The organism is Shewanella maritima (genome assembly GCF_043643735.1).
Taxonomy (GTDB): Bacteria; Pseudomonadota; Gammaproteobacteria; order Enterobacterales; family Shewanellaceae; genus Shewanella; species Shewanella maritima_A.
The window spans coordinates 447,350-467,213 of the sequence record NZ_JBHZSM010000001.1 but is presented as its reverse complement, the minus strand read 5'-3'; the positions used below and the strand labels follow the sequence as shown (position 1 = coordinate 467,213).

13 protein-coding genes are annotated in these 19,864 nt (G+C 42.2%); 7 read left to right on the top strand and 6 right to left on the bottom strand.

The genetic code is table 11. From position 1 onward, the window contains the following. Window positions 1-265 precede the first annotated feature (265 nt). Window positions 266-1,177, top strand: a complete 912-nt coding sequence (locus tag ACHUGF_RS01925; RefSeq protein ID WP_394129079.1) for a LysR family transcriptional regulator — start codon at window positions 266-268, stop codon at window positions 1,175-1,177. Window positions 1,178-1,214: 37 nt separating this feature from the next. Here the strand turns inward: ACHUGF_RS01925 and ACHUGF_RS01920 are convergent, their stop codons facing one another. Beyond that, window positions 1,215-6,230 (bottom strand): S8 family serine peptidase, encoded by a 5,016-nt coding sequence (locus tag ACHUGF_RS01920; RefSeq protein WP_394129078.1) that lies wholly within the window; start codon window positions 6,228-6,230, stop codon window positions 1,215-1,217. A 439-nt stretch (window positions 6,231-6,669) separates the two neighbouring features. Between ACHUGF_RS01920 and ACHUGF_RS01915 the strand changes: the two genes are divergently transcribed. Beyond that, a complete protein-coding gene (locus tag ACHUGF_RS01915) occupies window positions 6,670-7,569 on the top strand; it encodes a LysR family transcriptional regulator (RefSeq protein WP_394129077.1) in 900 nt (299 codons plus the stop codon). Here the strand turns inward: ACHUGF_RS01915 and ACHUGF_RS01910 are convergent. From ACHUGF_RS01910 to ACHUGF_RS01895, 4 genes are all read right to left on the bottom strand, one after another. Next, the gene (locus tag ACHUGF_RS01910) at window positions 7,564-8,565 is read right to left on the bottom strand and encodes a LysR family transcriptional regulator (protein WP_394129076.1); all 1,002 of its coding nucleotides are present in this window, start codon (window positions 8,563-8,565) and stop codon (window positions 7,564-7,566) included. The two genes, ACHUGF_RS01915 and ACHUGF_RS01910, sit on opposite strands and share 6 nt — an antisense overlap. Before the next feature lie 304 nt (window positions 8,566-8,869). Next, window positions 8,870-9,847: a DUF4097 family beta strand repeat-containing protein gene (locus ACHUGF_RS01905; protein WP_394129075.1), complete on the bottom strand. Its 978-nt coding sequence runs from the start codon at window positions 9,845-9,847 to the stop codon at window positions 8,870-8,872. Then, on the bottom strand, window positions 9,844-10,569 hold the full coding sequence (locus ACHUGF_RS01900) for a hypothetical protein (protein ID WP_394129074.1): 726 nt from the start codon (window positions 10,567-10,569) through the stop codon (window positions 9,844-9,846). The genes ACHUGF_RS01905 and ACHUGF_RS01900 overlap by 4 nt, the downstream gene beginning before the upstream one ends. Next, complete coding sequence (locus ACHUGF_RS01895; protein ID WP_394129073.1) at window positions 10,566-11,105, bottom strand: RNA polymerase sigma factor; 540 nt, start codon at window positions 11,103-11,105, stop codon at window positions 10,566-10,568. The genes ACHUGF_RS01900 and ACHUGF_RS01895 overlap by 4 nt, the downstream gene beginning before the upstream one ends. Before the next feature lie 253 nt (window positions 11,106-11,358). Between ACHUGF_RS01895 and ACHUGF_RS01890 the strand changes: the two genes are divergently transcribed. Further along, window positions 11,359-13,221, top strand: a complete 1,863-nt coding sequence (locus tag ACHUGF_RS01890; RefSeq protein ID WP_394129072.1) for a methyl-accepting chemotaxis protein — start codon at window positions 11,359-11,361, stop codon at window positions 13,219-13,221. 89 nt (window positions 13,222-13,310) lie between these two features. On the opposite strand, the gene rpiA is transcribed toward ACHUGF_RS01890, so the two are convergent. Continuing rightward, entirely contained in the window at window positions 13,311-13,973 is a 663-nt protein-coding gene (gene rpiA, locus ACHUGF_RS01885; protein WP_394129071.1) for a ribose-5-phosphate isomerase RpiA, read from the bottom strand. 586 nt (window positions 13,974-14,559) lie between these two features. Here rpiA and pbpG point away from each other — a divergent pair. From pbpG to ACHUGF_RS01865, 4 genes are all read left to right on the top strand, one after another. Beyond that, window positions 14,560-15,447 (top strand): D-alanyl-D-alanine endopeptidase, encoded by an 888-nt coding sequence (pbpG, locus tag ACHUGF_RS01880; RefSeq protein ID WP_394129070.1) that lies wholly within the window; start codon window positions 14,560-14,562, stop codon window positions 15,445-15,447. A gap of 485 nt (window positions 15,448-15,932) precedes the next feature. Next, window positions 15,933-16,940 carry a cytochrome-c peroxidase gene (locus tag ACHUGF_RS01875; RefSeq protein WP_394129069.1) on the top strand — a complete coding sequence of 336 codons (1,008 nt, stop codon included), beginning with the start codon at window positions 15,933-15,935 and terminating at the stop codon, window positions 16,938-16,940. A 666-nt stretch (window positions 16,941-17,606) separates the two neighbouring features. Next, entirely contained in the window at window positions 17,607-18,281 is a 675-nt protein-coding gene (locus ACHUGF_RS01870; protein WP_394129135.1) for a cupin domain-containing protein, read from the top strand. 196 nt (window positions 18,282-18,477) lie between these two features. Next, complete coding sequence (locus ACHUGF_RS01865; RefSeq protein WP_394129068.1) at window positions 18,478-19,680, top strand: GGDEF domain-containing protein; 1,203 nt, start codon at window positions 18,478-18,480, stop codon at window positions 19,678-19,680. Window positions 19,681-19,864 lie beyond the last annotated feature (184 nt).

Below are 19,864 nucleotides of genomic sequence, written 5' to 3'. Positions count from 1 at the left end.
GTTTGATCAAAGCTTAAGATTATTTAGTTAATAGTGCTTTACAAATGTGCAACATAATTGATGCAAACTGTTACATCTGGCTAGGGGCAAGCTTGCTGGTGGGAGTTTTATTTTGTACTTTGTGCGCTGGAGAAATAGCCCAGACAAAGAGACACCTTGTTACAAGTCGGTAATCCATATGTTGGTTACTTGAGCTTTGTTACTTAAGGTGGGCTTAACTCTGACTTGATACAATTACAAGATTGATTAAATTATAGGGGCGGATATGGAGTTAAGGCATCTCAAGCATTTTGTAACCCTGGCTGAATTTAAAAGCTTTAGCCTTGCAGCCAATGAGCTCAATATCTCACAACCATCTTTAACGCGAAGCATCCAACGCTTAGAATGTTTATTAGAAGCGAAGCTAATGGAACGTAACTCTCGCTTTGTGAAATTGACCTATTTTGGCAATGTGGTGCTGAAACACAGTGAAAAAATCCTTTCATCAGTAAACGAGCTTGAGGCTGAAATCAAGCTACCTCGTGATGAAGTGGTCAATGACATCGTATTAGGTGGTGGTAACCTAGTTGCATCACATGTTTATGACAGTATTTTGGTTGACTTTACTAAGCAATATCCAAACTTTAATGTCGAACTGTGCTACAGATATGTTGAAGAGCTCTATGGTTTATTGCTCAAAGGTGAGATTGATGTTTTTTTGGCTGAGACCAAGATTACGCAACTGAAAAGTATGCCAGATATTGACATCATTCCTTATTGTGAATCTAAAGCAGTATTTTGTTGTCGGCCTGAGCATCCATTAATGAGTGAAAAGTACCTGTTCACTCCCAGATTAAATGATTATCAAATTGCTTTACCGCGAGGGACGCCTTCGGAAATTATAGATGCGTTTGACGATTTATTTGATACTGAAAGAGACAATTTCTGTGGCTTAGTTCGTTTTGAAGAGATCCACACTATTAAGCACTCTTTGTATAACAGTGACATGATTTGCTTGTTACCCGATGTGATCATCAAACAGGAAGTGGCAGAAGGTCGACTGGCGCTGTTAGACATTCAAAATATGCCGAAGATTGATGTTGAGTATGGCATTGTGACAATGAAAGGAAAGCCAACCAAAGAGCCTGTTAGAAAGTTCATTGAGTTTGTGCAATCGACAGTAGCTTCACACCATTAAAAAAGGGCCATTAGGCCCTTTTTTTCACATTAATCGATTAATGAAGCTTGCGGCGACCACCCGCAACTAAGCCTAGTAATAATAAGCCTAGCATGCCGATGTGACCACCTGAGTCAGACTCAGGTTGTTCAACTTCTGGTGTATCTGGCGTTTCAGGAGCTGGCTCAATGCCATCTGAATTCACCGTTAACATAAATGTGGTACTTGCAGCATCATTAGGGTAGATGTTATCTGCAACCGTCACCGTTACCATTGTTTCACCATGGAAGTCAGCATCTGGTGTGATATCAAATGTAGAGCCTGAAATATGTCCATGCACTACTGTAGAGATATTATCACCGGTCACAGTAATCGTGTTGCCTGATAAACCGCCATCGTTGTCAGCATAGCTAACGCTAATACCAGTCAATGTCGTGTTCTCCTCCATGACATGATCAGCAATCTCAGCCATAACAATATTAGATGCAACTGTGATTGTTTGCGTCTGATTAGCATTGCTAATGCCTTCCACTTCACCTGTCAGTGTCACGCTTTGATCAATACCTAATGCTGAGTCAGTCACTTCAGCCTGCATACTGACCACAATCATACTTTCGCTTGGGCCGGTAATGTCATAACACACAATTAAGTCATCTTGCAGTTTGTCTGTTAAGTCATTGAAGGCATAGCTCACACCAGTGTGACCGCGTAATGGACCATACGTGCCTCGAGGGCCATGGTAACCACGCACACCAATAGAACCTTCACCAGGCTCACCCGCAAAATCAATGTTGTCATAAGCCATGATCAGCTCGTACTGACCCGGTTTGTGATCGGTATTGGCTTTCAAGAATACTTGGAAGTCATAGCTATCCCCGCGAGGAGTAATTGTCTCATTCCAGTTTTCATCCCAGCTCTGATCATGTGTACCAGCTTTATTCCATTCAATAATGGTGTAGTCATCAGCATAGGCGAGTGTGACACCTTTAGACTCAGATAACTGCCAGTTTGGCTCGTACATGGCTAAGTTCCACTTTTGGTCTCCAAAAATATCACCCATGGCATCTTTACCCCCCCAGAAAGGCGCTACGATGAAATCAGGTGGCGTAGAGTACTCAGTATTTGGCAGTTCTAAGTACATGTTCATCGGTATGAAGTCCCATGGGTTGTACTGTAGGTAATCCAGTTGTAACCAACCTTTCGAACTTAAAACAAGTTTATCTGTAGTGAAGTAGTCAGCATTATCAAGTAGTGTGGTTTCACCTGCTGCAACTGGGATTTCAACATCATGTACCCAGTTACCCCAGCCCCACTCGTTGACTTCAAAGAAGCTACCCCAAGAGACATCCATGCCAAAGCGCGACAGATTCAAGTAGCCACCGTTGACTGGCTCGCCATCAGGATAGTTTATATCTAGTGGCGTACGACACATAGCGTCTTCAAGGCTTGTTGTGACCTTGTAGTTTGTTGCCATATCAGCAGTGTTGATTTGAGATGTCAGTAATGAGAAACCACTTTCTGTAATGGCTAATCCTTCCATTTCTTTGATAGAGTCAGGCACTAAACGTAAGCCGTCTGAAAGCATTGCCGTCAATTCAACATTGCGATCACTACCTGAAAGGTTAGGCTGAATAACCACATCGACATTAATTATGTCACCGACACGCGCTGCATCTTGAGAGCTATCGATTGACACACTGTCAACACCACGAGTGATTTGCAATGGTACTAATGCAAGTGAGCCTTCTGCATTGTCACCTGCAGTAATGGCTGCAGCAGAGTAGTAACGCTTACCTTGCTCCATCGGCATATTCCAATCAATAGTCAGATCAGAGTTACGCTCAGCGCTATCATCAAATTGCAGCGTAATATCACCTGTTTCCTGTTTAGGGATAATCACATGTGCCATTTCAATGGTGTCAACATTGTCCCATGGGAACAGAGGATACGCACTCATGACCAAAATAGTGTATTCACCGGCATCAGGGTTTTCCAGTGCACAATACTCCCCTTTAGTGGTTTGACCGTTCATTGAGCCACATATGGCTTCAGATTGGTGCAAACGACCATCTTGATTGTAATCTTTAAAAATATAGATACTGGTATCAAGATACTGATTTAAAGGGCTATTTTGTTCTGAACTTATTCTGCCCAGCAATTCTGCACGAAATACTGCCGTGTTCTCAGGTACTGTCACTTCAGTGGTATGAATGTTTGGTAAATCTAAGTTCCAGTAAAACTCGTCATCAATAACGATGTCTCCGAACTGATAACGAGGCAATACAATAGCCTTAGTTTGCGCTTCAACAGCTTGATAAACAATACCGCTTAAACTTGATGCTGGCGCGCCAAATGGTACATCTGCAATCACGTGGCGCGATTGATCATCGTGCGCAGTGATGTTGATGGTACTTGGTAGTGTTTTACCTGTATAAGTCGCTAGAAATGGCCAGTGTGAATCAGGAATACTAGCATCATCAGCAACAATCTCGATGTGACCAGCTGTTGTTTGCACTGTGCCCTCATACCATGCCATGTCAGATTCTTTGAAGAAACTATGTACCGTTAAATCAATACTCTCACCCGCTTTTAGTGTGAATGTTGATGGTGTTACGGTCACTTTTGCTGTTGGGTCCAGAGTAAAGTCCCAATATAACGGGCTACGGTCACTAAAGTTTGTATTGACGTTCCAAGTACCATCTTTAGTGGCTGTAACGGTTCTAATCCAACTACAGCTTAAGCCACAGTCTTTATTGATTAATTGTGGTAGATTCAACTCGCGAACTTGACCACCATTTTTAGGGTTTGCTCGGCGAAAGTTATCAGCCGACTCATCCATAATTAAACCTGCATTGATGGCACGTTCTGCATTAGCTAAACCGTGACCAGCACGGTAAGGGCCGGCAACTTCCACTTTGCCATCAAGTGGGTGTGTGGTTTTAATTGCTTGGTTGTCAGCGGTCATTTGCAGTGCTGATTGCACTTCTGAAGCAGTCCAATCTGGATTGGCTTGACGTACTAACGCCATGATACCGGCAATATGTGGACTCGCCATTGAGGTACCACTAATTGCATTGTAGTTACGGGTATCCGCTTGTGGGTTGAGTGGGTTCTCATCATTCCAAGGCGCAAAAATATCCACACCCGGTGCAGCGATACCCGGTGAGAAAATCTCATCAACTGTGATTGATGGTCCACGTGATGAGAAATTCGCTAGCCAATCTGCATCATCTGGGTTGATCTCGCGGCTGACATTTGACGCCGTCACTGTGCCTTGATGGCCTGTACCCGATGCTAACCAAGGTTGCAAACCTGTAGTTCGCCAGTTGCCGTACCATTGTGTGGCAGTGATGTGGATACCTGGAATCGCATAGGTATCATTAACAATACTGTCGCCTTCTTCCCAAGTGTTATACAACACAAATGCACCAGCTCCACCTGCTGCAGCGTTCACAGCTTTTTCAACACGTGCAATGTCTCCGCGTTCACAAACAACAATGTGATCGGAAGAGAATGTGCCTGCTGGGAAAGGGTTATTACAACGGGCATCACCGTAATCGGAAGCTAATACAAATTCACCAGTGAAAGCTTCAGAAATACCTGCACCATCTAAACGACTTGGTATTAATGCGGCGTCACCACCAGAGAAATTATCCAGTGCTTTGTCTGCAATTTTGATACTACGAGCATGGGTGGTTGCAGCAACATTCAGTACCCAAGGAGAGGTGTGATCGACGGTATACAGTGAGTCATTACCAAAAGCTTCACCTGAGTTACCTGCTGATAGTGCAACGGCTACGCCAGCTTCACGTGCTGAAAGGAATGCCATTTCAAAAGCGTCATCCCAAGGAAAGCTTTCTGCGCCACCAATTGACATGTTGATCACATCAACACCGTCTTTAATCGCTTGTTCAATGGCAAATAACATCGCATCGCCTGAACAGCCACCACTGACCATACACACTTGATATGAAATGATATTTGCGCGAGGTGCAACACCTGAAATACGCGGCATTTTCACACCAACTGGATGGCCTGTACCACCACCAAGCTCAGAACCTACTACGTCAACGTCATAGAGTACGTTACCAGCTACTGTACCGGCTACGTGGCTACCATGACCTTGGAAATCTTCACCAAATTTAGGTGCTAATTGATTACCCCATTCATCAACAAATTCATCAGTGACATCTTTATGAGTATATACACCAATTAACTTGTCGTTACAGCGATTGGCAAATTCTTCTAAAGCACAGTCCCCTAAATAATTCCCACTGCCTAATGGGTTGGTGTGGGTATATCCGTCAGCATCCGTTGCAGCAAAAGACGGGTGATCTGTATTCACACCAGTATCAATGATACCGACAACCATGCCTTCGCCTTGGTATGCTCCGCCATCACTGGTTTTAGTGCCATCCCAAACACCCATCGCACCCACATGTTCAGGGCCAATATCTGTGTGTAATTGGTACACTTTTGAGCGTTGAACATAAGCAACTTCAGACATGGCTGCAATTTGTGCTGCCTCATACTGAGTTAATTCAGCGGTAATTGCATTAGCGGCTAATGTAAATTGCTGCTTGGCTTGGATGCCAGCTTTTTGAATAACACTTTTTTGGTTATTGAGTAAGTGGTTGGTGTAAGCATTAATGGCGCTCGATAGTGCGCCGTTTGCTTTTCCTGCAGTGAATAGCTTACCGCGCTTACCATTCGTTGTTGCTTTGGTTGCTGGTAAGCCGGGTAACGCACCGTCATAAGTCGCAACAGAGTTACCGTGCAGACGAATAATATAAGTATGAGTACCGGTTAAATTGGGCTCTAGCTTTATTTTGTCTTCTGTTTTTTTGGGAGCAAACTGAATGTTTGTCATATTCGAGCGACGAAGAGGTTTAAAATTTTCATCAACTTGATGCGATTTTAACTCTTGTTGAACGCGATATAGTTCCATTATATCAACAGACTGTAAATTCACTTTGGCATCATTTGTCGTAGCATGATTACTCGCTGCGACATTGCCGGCACCAGCAGCATATATTGCTGCCAGTGTCATTAATGTGAGCTTCTTTAGTTTCATGGATGATTCCTAATTTATTATTATGGGTACAGGAAGTTATTTTCCCTCGGGTATTATTACAATCGTGTAACAAGAATATCCAATGCATAATTCGTCTCTTATTGATGCTATTTTGTAATTAATTAGATTTATTGGTTGGTGTGATTGATTTGTTTTTGTAATCGCAGCAATTAATAATGGTAATTAATGGTATTAATTATGATTGATACGATTTGATACGTATCGGTAGTTCATTTTAACTGTTTAAAAACAATGGTTTGCATGTGTTTTGTGTTGTATTTTATTTATTATTTGTTATTTGTTTTTACCAGTTTTTGATTGCTAGGTTTTAATTTGTTTTGCAGTGGTTGATTAATTTTTGTATTTGGGTATCTTGTCGTAAATGTTATCAATCGGTAATTAATATATATTCCATTTGCATATTTATTGAGAGGGATGGATGGAACTGCGACATTTAAAACACTTTTTGGCAGTTGCTCAGTCAAAACATTTTCACCAAGCAGCAATGCAATTAAATTTAGCGCAACCTTCACTTTCTAGAAGTATTCAAAAAATGGAAGAGTTGTTAGGCGTTAAATTATTAGAACGCTCATCTAGATCTGTGACATTAACGCCAATGGGAGAGATAGTTGTGTCGCATGGTACCCGAATCGTTCGGGATGTTGAGTTTATGAAAGCTGAAGTACAAGCAATACAGGGAGTCAATTGTGGAGAGTTAAATGTTGGCGCAAGTGCCATTCCACTTAATAGTATTGTTGGGCCTGTTATTGGCCAGTTCATTCAAGCCTACCCCAAAGTGAGTGTCGATTTGAAGGTGGGCCAATGGCACAGTTTATATCGCCAGTTATGTAAAGCTGAGATAGGCTTGTTTATTGCAGAAACCAAGGCCACTGAACTGGATAAGAAAACAGATGTAGAGATAATCCAATTACCGCCATTTAATGTCATCTTTTGTGTGAGAAAATCACATCCATTAGCCCAGTCTTCACAGGTTTCATTAGATGATTTAAAACGCTTTCCATTAGCCATTCCTAGTGCTATGCCACGAACAGTGTCAGAGCAGTTCAATGATTTGTTTTTGAAAACGAGAGAAGGTTTTTCAGGTCTAATAAAGTTTGAACAATTTCAAGCGATTAAAGACTCACTAGATAATTGTGACTTAATTGCTTTAGCCCCAGACATTTCTGTTGCCAAGGATATTAAAGAAGGTCATTTAATGGTGCTACCGGTTTATGACATGCCTGCTATTCAAGCGTCATTTAGTATTGTGCATTTGAAGCACAGACAGCTTCTTCCATCTGAAAAAGCGTTCGTACACTATATTCAACAAACCTTATAGGCAGTTTGCTCGATGTGAAGTCTGGGCAAACTGCTCATGTGGAATGTTCTCATCTAAGTGAGATTGATCAAGCTGATATTCATGCTCAAGCATCTCGGTGATGGCAGTGTAAAACCATTGATATAAAGGCGAGTTTCGGTGGCGGTAATGGTGGCAAAATGCGCTTTCTAACATCACGGGAGACTCATCGACATAGATGAACTTCTTACTGACCTGATCAGCAGATAAATCCTGATAGTTTGCAATGATGGGATGTATCAACTCTGTTTGAGACACCACATTTAAAATTGAATTAGGATGAGGACTACGATATTCAATCTTTGGCGATACACCAAAGCGAGATAAATAGCGCTCGGTAAACGTAATGTGCTCGTTCCAACCGGGCACATGTAAAATAGCCAAAGAGTATTTTGAGAAAGTGTGCTGATTAATTTGCTCATTAATCAAAGGATGCTGCTTGTTTAGATAGAGTTTGGCAAATAGCTTTGGTAAAGCACGTTGACTCAATTCTTTTGATAAATCCATTGGCTCAATCGTGATGCCAAAGTCAAGCTGACCTGCTAATAATTGGGCCTGAGTATCTTTACTCCACACTGATATCACTAACTCAACATCAGGCGCGTGATGCTTGAGTTTCATAAATAGTTTATCACTGAGCAAATCGATGAATACTGGGTGTAAAGCGATGTTTATTTTTCCAGAAAGTTTGTCCAGCTGAAACTCATCTTCATGATTAATCACAGCTTCTAGTTCATGCCAAATCTTGGGCAGATTTTCAGCTAAAAAATGGGCTTTCGTTGTCGGCTTCAGACCTTTATGAACTTTGACAAATAATGGGTCGTTAAAGGCATCGCGGAGCTTTTGTAAGTGGCGACTAATAGCAGGTTGGCTGAGGTTTAATTGCTCGGCCGTTCGATGTGTATTCAGGCTTTCATATAAAGACAGAAAGACTTTGATTAAATTTAAGTTTAAAACATCAAATGGCGTATTTTTCATAATGAGAAATGGTGCTAACTTTGGCTAAACTACTGTATGGACTTAATACTTTAGCAGTTGTAGTTTAACCAAAGCTTAAATAATCAACACTATTTTAACCTGTACTCGGGGTAAAGAAGTGCCGACAATGCTTCAGCCCACGTGCACTTAACCTCGCTTTATGTTTCTTGCGAGATAGTTTTGTTTAGTTCAAGGCGAAGCTGCGTGTCAATAGCGAGTCTATTGCAAGTAGCTTCCCCCCTCTTTTTACTAATAGACAATCAAAAGTAGCCGTCAGCAACCCATTTATTGTCCCGTTCTCAGGTTATTTTAATTCAATGTCACCGCTGATGGTGTTGATGTTTAGCTTGCCGCTGCCATCACCTATGGTGAACATTAAGCGTTGTTGAGATGTGTACTTGGCTTTCGATGGTACATCACTGGTGAGTTCATTTTTGATATCACCGCTTGGACCGCCATCAATATCCACTTGTAGAGATGGTTTGCCTGTAAATTCAAGTTCAATATCACCGCTGACAGATTCCATACGGCCACGTTGTAGATTTGCGCCAAGTTCTAGTTCTATGTCGCCACTGACAATTACTGCTTTAACTTCTGTGGCTTTTACAAAGCTGGCATCAACTTCACCTGACACTTGATCTATGGTGACATTATCTGCAGAAGATTTTGCAGAAAGATCGCCGCTCACTAGGCGGTAGCTAATTTCACCTTGGCTATTTTTGTCTGATACTTTGCCAGAGACGGTTTCTAACTCAATGCTGCCGTTTAGCGAATTGGCTTTGATTTCGCCTGAAACGGTACTGACTTTCACTTTTCCCGACAGGTTATTCGCTTCTATATCACCACTAACAAGTTCAAATTTCACCGTGCCATCTATGTCTTTCACGCGGTAATCTGCCGATACGCCTTCTGCTTCAAGCTTGATATTGGCTGGCAGTTTAATGGTGAGATCTGAGCCGGGTTCATTTTTACTCTGATATCGGCGCGGTAACTTATCTTCGATGATGAGCTTATTACCGCTTTGTTTGAAGATAAATCCTTCAGAAAGCGCATCCAGTGTGCCCTCTACAGTGACTTCATCTTTATTCCATGTACTGATATTAACTTGGCCACGCTGTACTTTTAATTCGATACGGCTATTGGCATCTACATTGGCTGATTCAGACACATTTTGAGACGCGATTGCGCTAAAGCTAGCCAATGACAATAGCGTTGATAAAACCAAGCACTGGGCTGATTTTGCCACGTTCATCGCGGGCATGGATAATTTTGAAAGCGTCATATAGTCATTCCTTGTGTAGATTGTTGATGTTTAAATTGTAAGTATTGAGTTTGTTGTTTCAGTAAGTTTATTTCGCGTTGATGTAACCAAAGCCATAGCTGCCAAAGCCCTTGGTTTTCAGGCTGGGACATTAATGCTTGCTGGGTTTTATCGGCGGCTAAACGCAGCTCATTGATCCCTTGGAATAACGCATCATCACTTTGCCAAGCGACCTGTTGTAAGCTCGTTTCTAGCTGTGCGATCTGCTGCTGATGTGCCTTTGCAATATCAATCACCACAGCGGTGAGAGAGGCCGTGGAGTTACGATTCACTGCGGGGAGCTGCTGCGTATTAGGCTCAGCACCAATAGCAGACACGCCTTCTATACCCATGTCCGCTTCAGAAGAGGGGATTTGGGCTTGTTGATTAAGGTTATTATCAACAGGTCGTTGTCCTGACAATTGCCAAGTAAACATCGCCACTAACCCCACGCTGGCCGCCAGTGCTAAAGGTTTCCAAACGGGTGACTGACCGTTAAAAGGCTTGCCTTTCTTTTTGGTTGCTAACTCAACCACGTTGCTGTTGACTGCACTTTGCTCTGAGTCTGATATTTGTTGTTCAACCGCCGACCATAAGTCACGCTTCGGCTTAATTTTCTGTGGCGCGGAGTCTATTAATTGTTGTAGCGTTTGCTCAGGCTCTGCTGTTTTTAATGGAGAATCTGCTGGCATTTTATTGTTCATTTGAGCATCTCCTGTAATTGTTGTTTCGCTTTAAAAAGTTGGTTTTTACTGGTGCCGACAGCAATGTCGAGTAGTACTGCAATTTCATCGTGCTGGTAACCTTCCATGGCTGACAATACGAAAACCATGCGCATCCGCTCGGGTAATTGCATGATCAATTTATCAAGTTGATGATAAGGCTCACTCACTTGCATTTGCTCAACTTGTTCAGCACTGAGCGTGTCTTCAGGTAAAAATCGTTGCCAGAATCGTTGGTGAGCTTTAAGGCTATTAAGGATCTGCCTGACGCATAAACGATGTAACCAAGTGCTAAATTGACTACGGCCATCAAACATCGCTAGCTTGTGCCACAGCCGTACAAAGCAGTCCTGACATAGCTCATCAGCCAACTCTGTATTTGCCGCCATTCTGAGACATAAGGCATATACCCGCTGATGATGGCGTTGATATAAGGCTTGAAATGCAGATTTGTCGCCTTGTGTGGCTTGTTGTATCAGCTGTAATTCATCAGCGGATTCGGCTGTTGCAGTGTCCATTCGTTTTGTTAACACTTCCAAAAAATTAATCAGTATTAAAGATTAGACACTAGCACGCCGATAAAAGGTTTATCGAGAAATAAAGTTTTTGACAATTTGTACCCTACAGTAAAACTCGAACTATACTTAAACCTGTTTCTATTAAGATTGAAATCAATGTTTTAGAAGTAATATAGCAATATGGATATTTCTATCGTCAGTCATGCTAATTAAATGATTTGGTGCAGTACAAATAACAAGAAAGGTTGAGCCAATGTTAATTAAGTCCAAACTACTACTGAATGCCGCTGTGTCAGTTGTTGCTGTAGTGATCATGTTCGGGTTAATGCAATACACAACTGCCATCCACGCACAATTTTCTGAAGCAGCAGAAAACATTGTCGCCATCGAAAAAGAAGTGATGGAACTTAGGAAAGAAGAGAAAGACTTTTTAAGTCGTTTAGATATGAAGTATGTCGATCGTCATCAAATCAATCTTGACGACGTAACCGGTCATATCAACTCAGTTGCTGCAGTGCTGAGAGAAAGAAACATCTCAGACACTGCATTAAATAGTTTATTGAACAACATTCAGCAGTACCACGATCAATTTTCAGAATTGGTTCAACTGCAGCAAAAGATTGGCTTCACTCCCACAACCGGATTATATGGCACTTTGCGTGCAGCTGTTCATGGGGTGGAAGAAATATTAAAGCAATACAATCAAGATGCATTGACTGTACAAATGTTGCAGCTGCGCCGTAACGAAAAAGACTTCATGCTGCGCCGTGATGCGAAATATGTCGATCGCTTTAACAATAATATTGACGGCTTACAGCAAGCTATCGTTAACTCTGAATTACCTCGCCATGTTATCTCTGAGCTACAACAAAAAGTCGCCCAATATCAAAAAGATTTTAATTCCTTAGTCGAAAAAGAAACACAGCTTGGTTTGACTGAAAATGACGGCAAACTAGGTGAACTGCGCACCGCCATTTACCGTACTGATGCTGATATTGAAATCATCCGTGAGCAAACACTTAGCGAAATTGAAGATGCCGAAAGAAATAGCACCATTATGGGCATAGTCATTTTCATCATTATCTCGATACCGATGGGGATTTTCACTTTCTATATTATCCGCAGCATTATTCGACCAGTAGAAGAGATTACGGCAGTCATTTCCCAAATAGAAAGTACAAAAAATTTATCGCTACGTTGCGATGAGAGCGGTAAAGATGAATTATCTAGTATTGCTCGGGACTTGAATATGATGCTGTCAAGTTTTCAAGGTTTGATTATTCAGGTAAACGAATCAGTATCCGCTATGCATCACTCTAGCCATGAACTGTCTAAAAATGCGACCACAGCATCAGAAGGGGTTTTCCGACAGCTCAATGAAACCAGTATGGTTGCCACAGCAGTGACTGAGATGGGCGCTACTATTGATGAAATTGCCAAGAATACTGAGCTTGCAGCATCTAAAGCGAGCCAAGCCCATGATAATGCCGACCACGGCCAACGTGGCGTTGAACAAACCATTAGTAAAATTGGCCAACTGGCCAATCAGCTTAATGATTCATCGCAAGTGGTTGCTGAGCTAGAGAAAGACAGTGAAACCATTGGCAGTGTGTTGGATGTGATCCGCGGCATTGCCGAGCAAACAAATTTACTTGCATTAAATGCTGCGATTGAGGCCGCTCGGGCTGGTGAGCAAGGGCGTGGTTTTGCGGTGGTGGCAGATGAAGTGCGCAGTCTTGCCATGCGAACACAAGAATCGACTGAAGAAATCTCGGGGATTATTTCAAACTTGCAGGCGCGTACGCACTCAATTGTCCAGTTAATGGATACCAGTAAAACTCAAGGCAGTGAAAGTGCTGAGCAAGCTGCGCAGGCGGGTACCTTATTGGCGCAAATTAATGATGATGTGACCAATATTATGGATATGAATACCCAAATCGCCGCAGCCATTGAAGAGCAAAGTATGGTGGCTGCAGAAGTGAATAAAAACGTGGTGGTGATCAGTGACATTGCAGAAGAAACATCTCAAGCCGCTGAAGAAAATGCTGCAGCGTCTGAAGACATGCGTCAACGTGCGCAAGTGCTCAGTGATGCGGTCAGCCAGTTTAAGGTATAACAGCCCTAATCATCAATTCTGTCATATATGAACTAAAAAGGCCTAACTTGATGTTAGGCCTCTTTGTTGCTGCAATGTAGGTTTCGCAACTACTTAGGTTCTACAACCTTCACACCATCTGGTGTACCTACGAGTAATACATCAGCGCCGCGGTTAGCGAATAAACCGTTAGTCACTACACCCACAATGGCGTTAATTTGCGTTTCAAGTGCTTTTGGGTCCATGATTTTCATGTTGTACACATCCAAAATCACGTTACCGTTATCGGTAACGACACCTTCACGGTAAACTGGGTCGCCGCCCAATTTAACTAATTCACGCGCCACATAAGAGCGTGCCATTGGGATCACTTCTACAGGTAATGGAAACTCACCTAAAATAGGTACTTCCTTGGTGTTATCAACAATACACACAAACTTATCAGCAACTGCCGCGACAATTTTTTCACGGGTTAATGCCGCGCCGCCGCCTTTAATCATATCCATGCGATCATTGATTTCATCTGCGCCATCAACGTATACAGATAATTCAGGCACATTGTTCAGATCAAATACTTCAATACCTAATTGTTTCATTTTTTCAGTAGAAGCTTCAGAGCTTGATACTGCGCCCTGGATGTCATGTTTCATTGTCGCCAAAGCGTCAATAAAGTGGTTGACGGTAGAGCCTGTACCTACGCCAACTATGTCGCCTTCTTCAACGTATTTTAGTGCAGCCCAACCCGCGGCTTTTTTCATTTCATCTTGAGTCATGATCTGGATTCCATTTTTGTAATCAAAAATCTAGGTAATCAAAAAACCTGGATAGTCAAAATCTGCAGAGATTATAGCGCAACTGTTAGGGTCTGTTGATCTTTCATGATTATTTTTGCAGTGACTTGTTGGATATTTATGCAAGGCAACGACTTTGATGTGTGGTTATTCCACATGATAAGTCGTTAACGCCGAAGTAATGACAACAAGTACTGCCTGCAAGGTTCGTTTAAAAGCGCCAGGCTCTTAGTTAAGGGGCCAGATTGTTGTGAGCACTGTGGTTATAAACCACAGGTTTAGGTGACTAGACATCATCGCTCACGCCGCGATTAAAGTGCTTTTAATTCGAACAAAATCTAATCAGCAAAGGTCAATAGACCCTATGTAAAAGTTGCTAGTCAGTTAACTTTTGCGTTTCAATTGCGTTTAGTTGATGACTATCACGCGATTTAACCAGATGAGCCCTTGTTATCAATAATCCAAAGGGGATAAGTCATTGGCATGAATAAATCACACAATTAGTGTTAGTATTGTCGTATACTTTGGCTTTTATTGATTATTATTTCTATTTGTTATGTTTCGACCTTTGCTGATTATTTGCCTGATTACCTGCTTATTCATTCACGTTTCTGAAGCCAAAGCGCAAAACAATCAAGATATTATATCTGCCCAACCACTCGCTGCTCACAGTGCGCTAATTGTCGACTTACTGTCTGGCAAAGTACTTCACTCAGAAAATGCTCAGCATATTACGCCTATCGCATCGGTGACAAAGTTGATGACAGCTATGGTGGTGTTAGATGCTAAGTTACCGCTGACTGAGCGGATCAGCGTTGATGTGTCTGAGTCTCCTACTATGAGGAACGTTCATTCTCGTATTCGAATTGGCAGTAAAGTCACCCGTGAAAACATGATGATCATGACCTTAATCGCGTCAGAAAATCGTGCTGCAACGTCATTGGCGCATCATTACCCAGGTGGTTATAACGCCTTTATAAAAGCAATGAATGCCAAAGCTAAAGCTTTAGGTATGAATAATAGCCATTTCTTTGAACCAACGGGTTTATCAGAGCATAACGTGTCTAGTGCCGCTGATTTGATGAAGCTGCTTAAAGCTGCACAACAGTATCCAGAACTAGCAAGGCTAAGTGCAATGCCAAAGCGTCATGTGATTTTTAGTAAACCGCGCTATAAGCTGGACTTTCATAACACAAATAAACTAGTGGCTAAAGATGAATGGGATATCGCATTGACCAAAACAGGCTTTACTAGCAAAGCAGGTCAATGCCTAGTCATGTTAGCTAAAATGAACGGCCGAGATGTGGCCTTTGTGGTACTCGATGCTTATGGAAAATATACTCACCTAGCTGATGCTAATCGGTTTAAGCGTTATTTAGAAACAGGAGAAGTATCCGTTGTCCCGGCCACGGCTAAAAAATATAAAGCTGAAAAACAAGCCAGTTTTAGTCAATAGCCTCAGTCGCTAAGCTAGGCGATGAGTTTCGGTCATTAATTTATAGGTCATGAGTTTCTTCTTTCTCATTATGCACAGTGAATCGCTTACCACTCGTTGTCAGTGCTTTACTGTGCCTTTCCAAGTAACAAACTATATATATCAGTAATCTATCCGTCATAATGGTTGCGGTTTGTGACTGTCGATAAAAATCATTTTCATCATCTTCAATCAAAAAAGTGGTTTCTAACTGGAAAAGTGCGATAAAGCGGACTGTTTGATAGTGATGTGCTTCACATTATTTAGCCGTATTCAGCAATGAATGGTGAACTAGGTCACGCTGGCGAGCTACCCTAGCATTTAGTTAATAATTTTCAGTGACTTGCGTCTTGTTTCCTCCATCTAAACTTGCGATTGACCTAATCGTATTTTGTCATTTTACCTAGAAAGTACCAACGTCTAAGATGCAGTCAATCCCACACGTATTATAAGGTTATTAGGTTGTTATGAAACATACATTATCTACCATCGCCGTTGCCCTGACAGCCATTGTTGGTATTACTGCTGTCGTGAAAACTACTGCCAGCCCAAGTGAGCCAATTTCTGTGATTAAACCTGCAGTGATCACTGAGCCTGAGAAAGTTGAGCTTGGTAAAATGCTGTACTTTGAACCACGTTTATCAATCTCTGGTTTTATCTCATGTAACTCATGTCATAACCTTTCTCTTGGTGGTGTCGATGCATTGCCAACTTCAATTGGTCATGAGTGGCAGCAAGGCCCAATTAACTCACCAACAGTGTTAAATGCTGATTTCATGCTGGCGCAGTTCTGGGATGGTCGTGCTAAAGACTTAAAAGAGCAAGCTGCAGGCCCAATTGCTAACCCAATGGAAATGGGTTACACCCATGAGCTAGCTGTTGATACCGTTGCTTCCATGCCTGCTTATGTCGCGCGCTTTAAAGATGTGTATGGCACTGACGAAGTGAACATCGACCGTATTACTGATGCGATTGCCACTTTTGAAAAGACCTTAGTGACACCAAATAGCCCTTTTGATCAGTATTTAGAGGGCGACAAAAAAGCCATCTCAGAAGATGCTAAAGCGGGTTACGCCTTATTTAAAGATCGCGGTTGTGTCAGTTGTCATAACGGCCCAGCAGTGGGTGGCACCATGTACATGAAAATGGGTCTAGTGAAGCCATTCCATACCGACAATCCATCTGTTGGTCGTAAAGCGGTCACAGGTAGAGATTCAGATAAGTTTGTGTTCAAGGTACCTACGTTACGTAATATTGAACTGACTTACCCATACTTCCACGATGGCAGTGTATGGACCATGGAAGAAGCGGTTAACACCATGTCTGACATTCAGTTAGGTCGTCTATTCAACGAGCAAGAGACTGCACAGGTTGTTGAGTTTATGAAGACCCTGACGGGTGAGCAGCCGCAAATTGTATTGCCGATTTTGCCACCATCAAATGCCAATACACCGCGCCCTGTGCCATTTAAGTAAGGTAACGGCACCTAGTGAGAGTGGTCATAATACCAAGCTCATGGTGAATGAAATAGTCTGACTTTGTGGGTGCATGCCAGCAAAGTCAGCAATATAAGCAAAGGATGCCGCTGCAGTTATGACAAGGATTAGGCTTTGCCTTTAAGGAGTCACAACAAGGAGCTAATCTGATTAAAAAGGTTAGCATGATGGAAGATAAACCATTGATGGTGTCACCAAGGATGGTGACGAGGGATGATAATTGGCCGTTTCGAATAAGCTTCATCACCTTATGCGTTTCGTGCCTGTGGCTGTTAGCCAAGGTATTCGTTATATGCTTAACGCTTTTTTTGAGTACAGGTGCATTTAATACATTTGCTTGTTTTAAGTAGTTATCTAGCGGTGTTAAGCAAAGTTTTTAAAGTATGGTGGCAGCAGTGATTGGTATTGCTTGTTCCACAATCCAGTTTCGCTGTTGTCATACTTTACTCCATCACTTTTTCAAAATTTGTTGAACGTTTAGCCTATTTATCTTGATAAGTAGGCTTTTTTTTGTGTTATAGATACCCTGTTGTGCCAAAACTACTGCTTATGAGGTCTATATCTGCAGATAGCTTATTCAACTGGCGGCTTGCCGGCTATCGTGTTCAAGCTTTTACTCACTATGAGCGATTACAAGGGATCGATATGAATCAAAATGACAATTTGAATATGGATTTTAGTCAGCGGATTGCCATTGATACACAATCAATGGATTGGCAGCCAAGTCCAGCAAAAGGCGTTTGGCGCAAACGTTTAGCGCGAGAAGATGCTGAAACAGGCCATGCCACTAGTATTGTGAAGTATGAAGCCGGTGCCAAGTTTGCGAGTCATCCGCACCCACTCGGTGAAGAAATCCTGGTTTTGTCTGGTGTATTTTCAGATCACACCGGCGATTATGCACAAGGCAGTTATATTCGAAATCCTGAAGGATTTAGTCACGCCCCCTTTAGTAAACAAGGTTGTGAGTTGTTAGTTAAGTTGCATCAGTTTCAAGCGACTGATACGCAACAACTTCGCATTGATACTCTGCATGCGCCTTGGCAGCAAGGCTATAGTGAAGGCGCTGGTGAACCTTTACAGGTGATGCCGTTACATCAGCATTTAACTGAATCTACCGCATTAGTCTTTTGGCCTGCTGGTAGTCAATTTAAACGGCACAGGCATTTTGGTGGTGAAGAAATTTACATCATCAAAGGCGAGTTTATTGATGAGCTTGGCCGTTATCGACAAGGCAGCTGGCTTCGTAATCCGCACTTAAGTGAACATAACCCTTATGTTGAACAAGATACGCTAATTTGGGTTAAAGTCGGTCACTTATAAACGGAGCTCTTATAAAACTGGAGGAAGCTAGGGCGCATGTAAATGGGCTCAAAGCAGGGCAGTGATTACTTTTACTAAGTGATGCGATAAGCGCAAACCATTTGAAAATAAACTGTACCTCGTTTATGTTATGCCACGTTTAGCACTGAAATATAGGCAGTGTTGGCTTATCAAATAAAGGAAATAATACTAGGCAATGGATGCTTATACCTTAAATGTGGCAACGGCTTTGACCAGTGCCATCATGTTTCTCAGTTTATTAACCTTATATATATCAGGCACGAAAGAGCGCTGCCTGCTCGACTGGTCATTATCGGGTTTCCTTTTCTTTCTCAATAGTTGCATCAACTTATGGGCTTTTTATAGCCCTGTGCCTTATATCATTGGCCCTGGTCTAGCGAATATCTTTTATTTTTTAGCCCATATCGGTATTTTGATTGGTGTAAGGCGTCACCTCAAATTAACTGCACATTGGCGTATGGCAAGATTATTCGCCATGTTGATATTCATTAGTCACTTTGTGCCAGGGTTACTCATTACCTTATCAGCAAGGTTAATGTTCATGTATCCACTGTTGATGATCATCAATGTGGTGACTGTGTATGTATTAGTCAAAGCCACTGCTAAGTCGCCAGAATATCGTCTAGCGTATTTTCCATTGATGTTTGCTGAAGTGTTGTTTTTCTCGCAACAGTTTGTGCGCTTTTTAATGGTGTTATTTGATCAGCAGCTGCCATTGACCAGCGCGGGCAATGAGTTTTTGCAAACTTCTGGCACGTTAGCCATTTTGGCCTTTTTAAGCTTAACCAATATGGCTTGCGGATTGATTGTATTTCGTAAGCAAGAGATTGCATTACGACTGGCTTCAAACACAGATCAACTCACGGGGTGGATGAATCGGGGCTCGTTAACCGACATTGCTAAACAAGCTTTTGATATGGGTAAACAAGACCCTACGCATAAATTCAGTTTGGTGATGCTTGATGTCGATCATTTTAAGAAAATCAATGATAACTATGGCCATAAATGCGGCGACATGGCAATCAAGCACATCACTCAGCTGGCTAAACAATCTTTACGCGAAAGTGACTACTTTTTCCGTTATGGCGGAGAAGAGTTTTTAGTGATGTTTACAGGTGTTGATAGAGTGACTTTGAATATGATGACCCAAAGGCTGCAAGAAAGAGTGGAACGCTCGCCTTTGATATATCGTGGTGAAGCGATCAGTATGACGGTGAGTATCGGTATCGCGGTGCAGCACCAGCAAGATCCACACTGGGAAGAACTACTACATAGAGCAGATCTTGCCTTGTATCACTCTAAAGAGCAGGGACGAAACCAAATTAGTTTTCATGACGGTGATGATGCCTTAGTTCTCGACAAGCTAGCGTGTACTTAAGGGCTGCATAGTCATGGTTTTTTCAGGTAGCGCGTACTGCTTTCCTGCCCCTAATTTTATAAAAAGACCTGTTAGTAAAACCCATAAGAAAGCCAGAAAGTGAGAAAGCCCGTTAGTAATAATCTGCGGGCAAAGAAGAAAGCTAATAAAAAGGCCATGCAATGTCTGCATGGCCTTGTTTGAT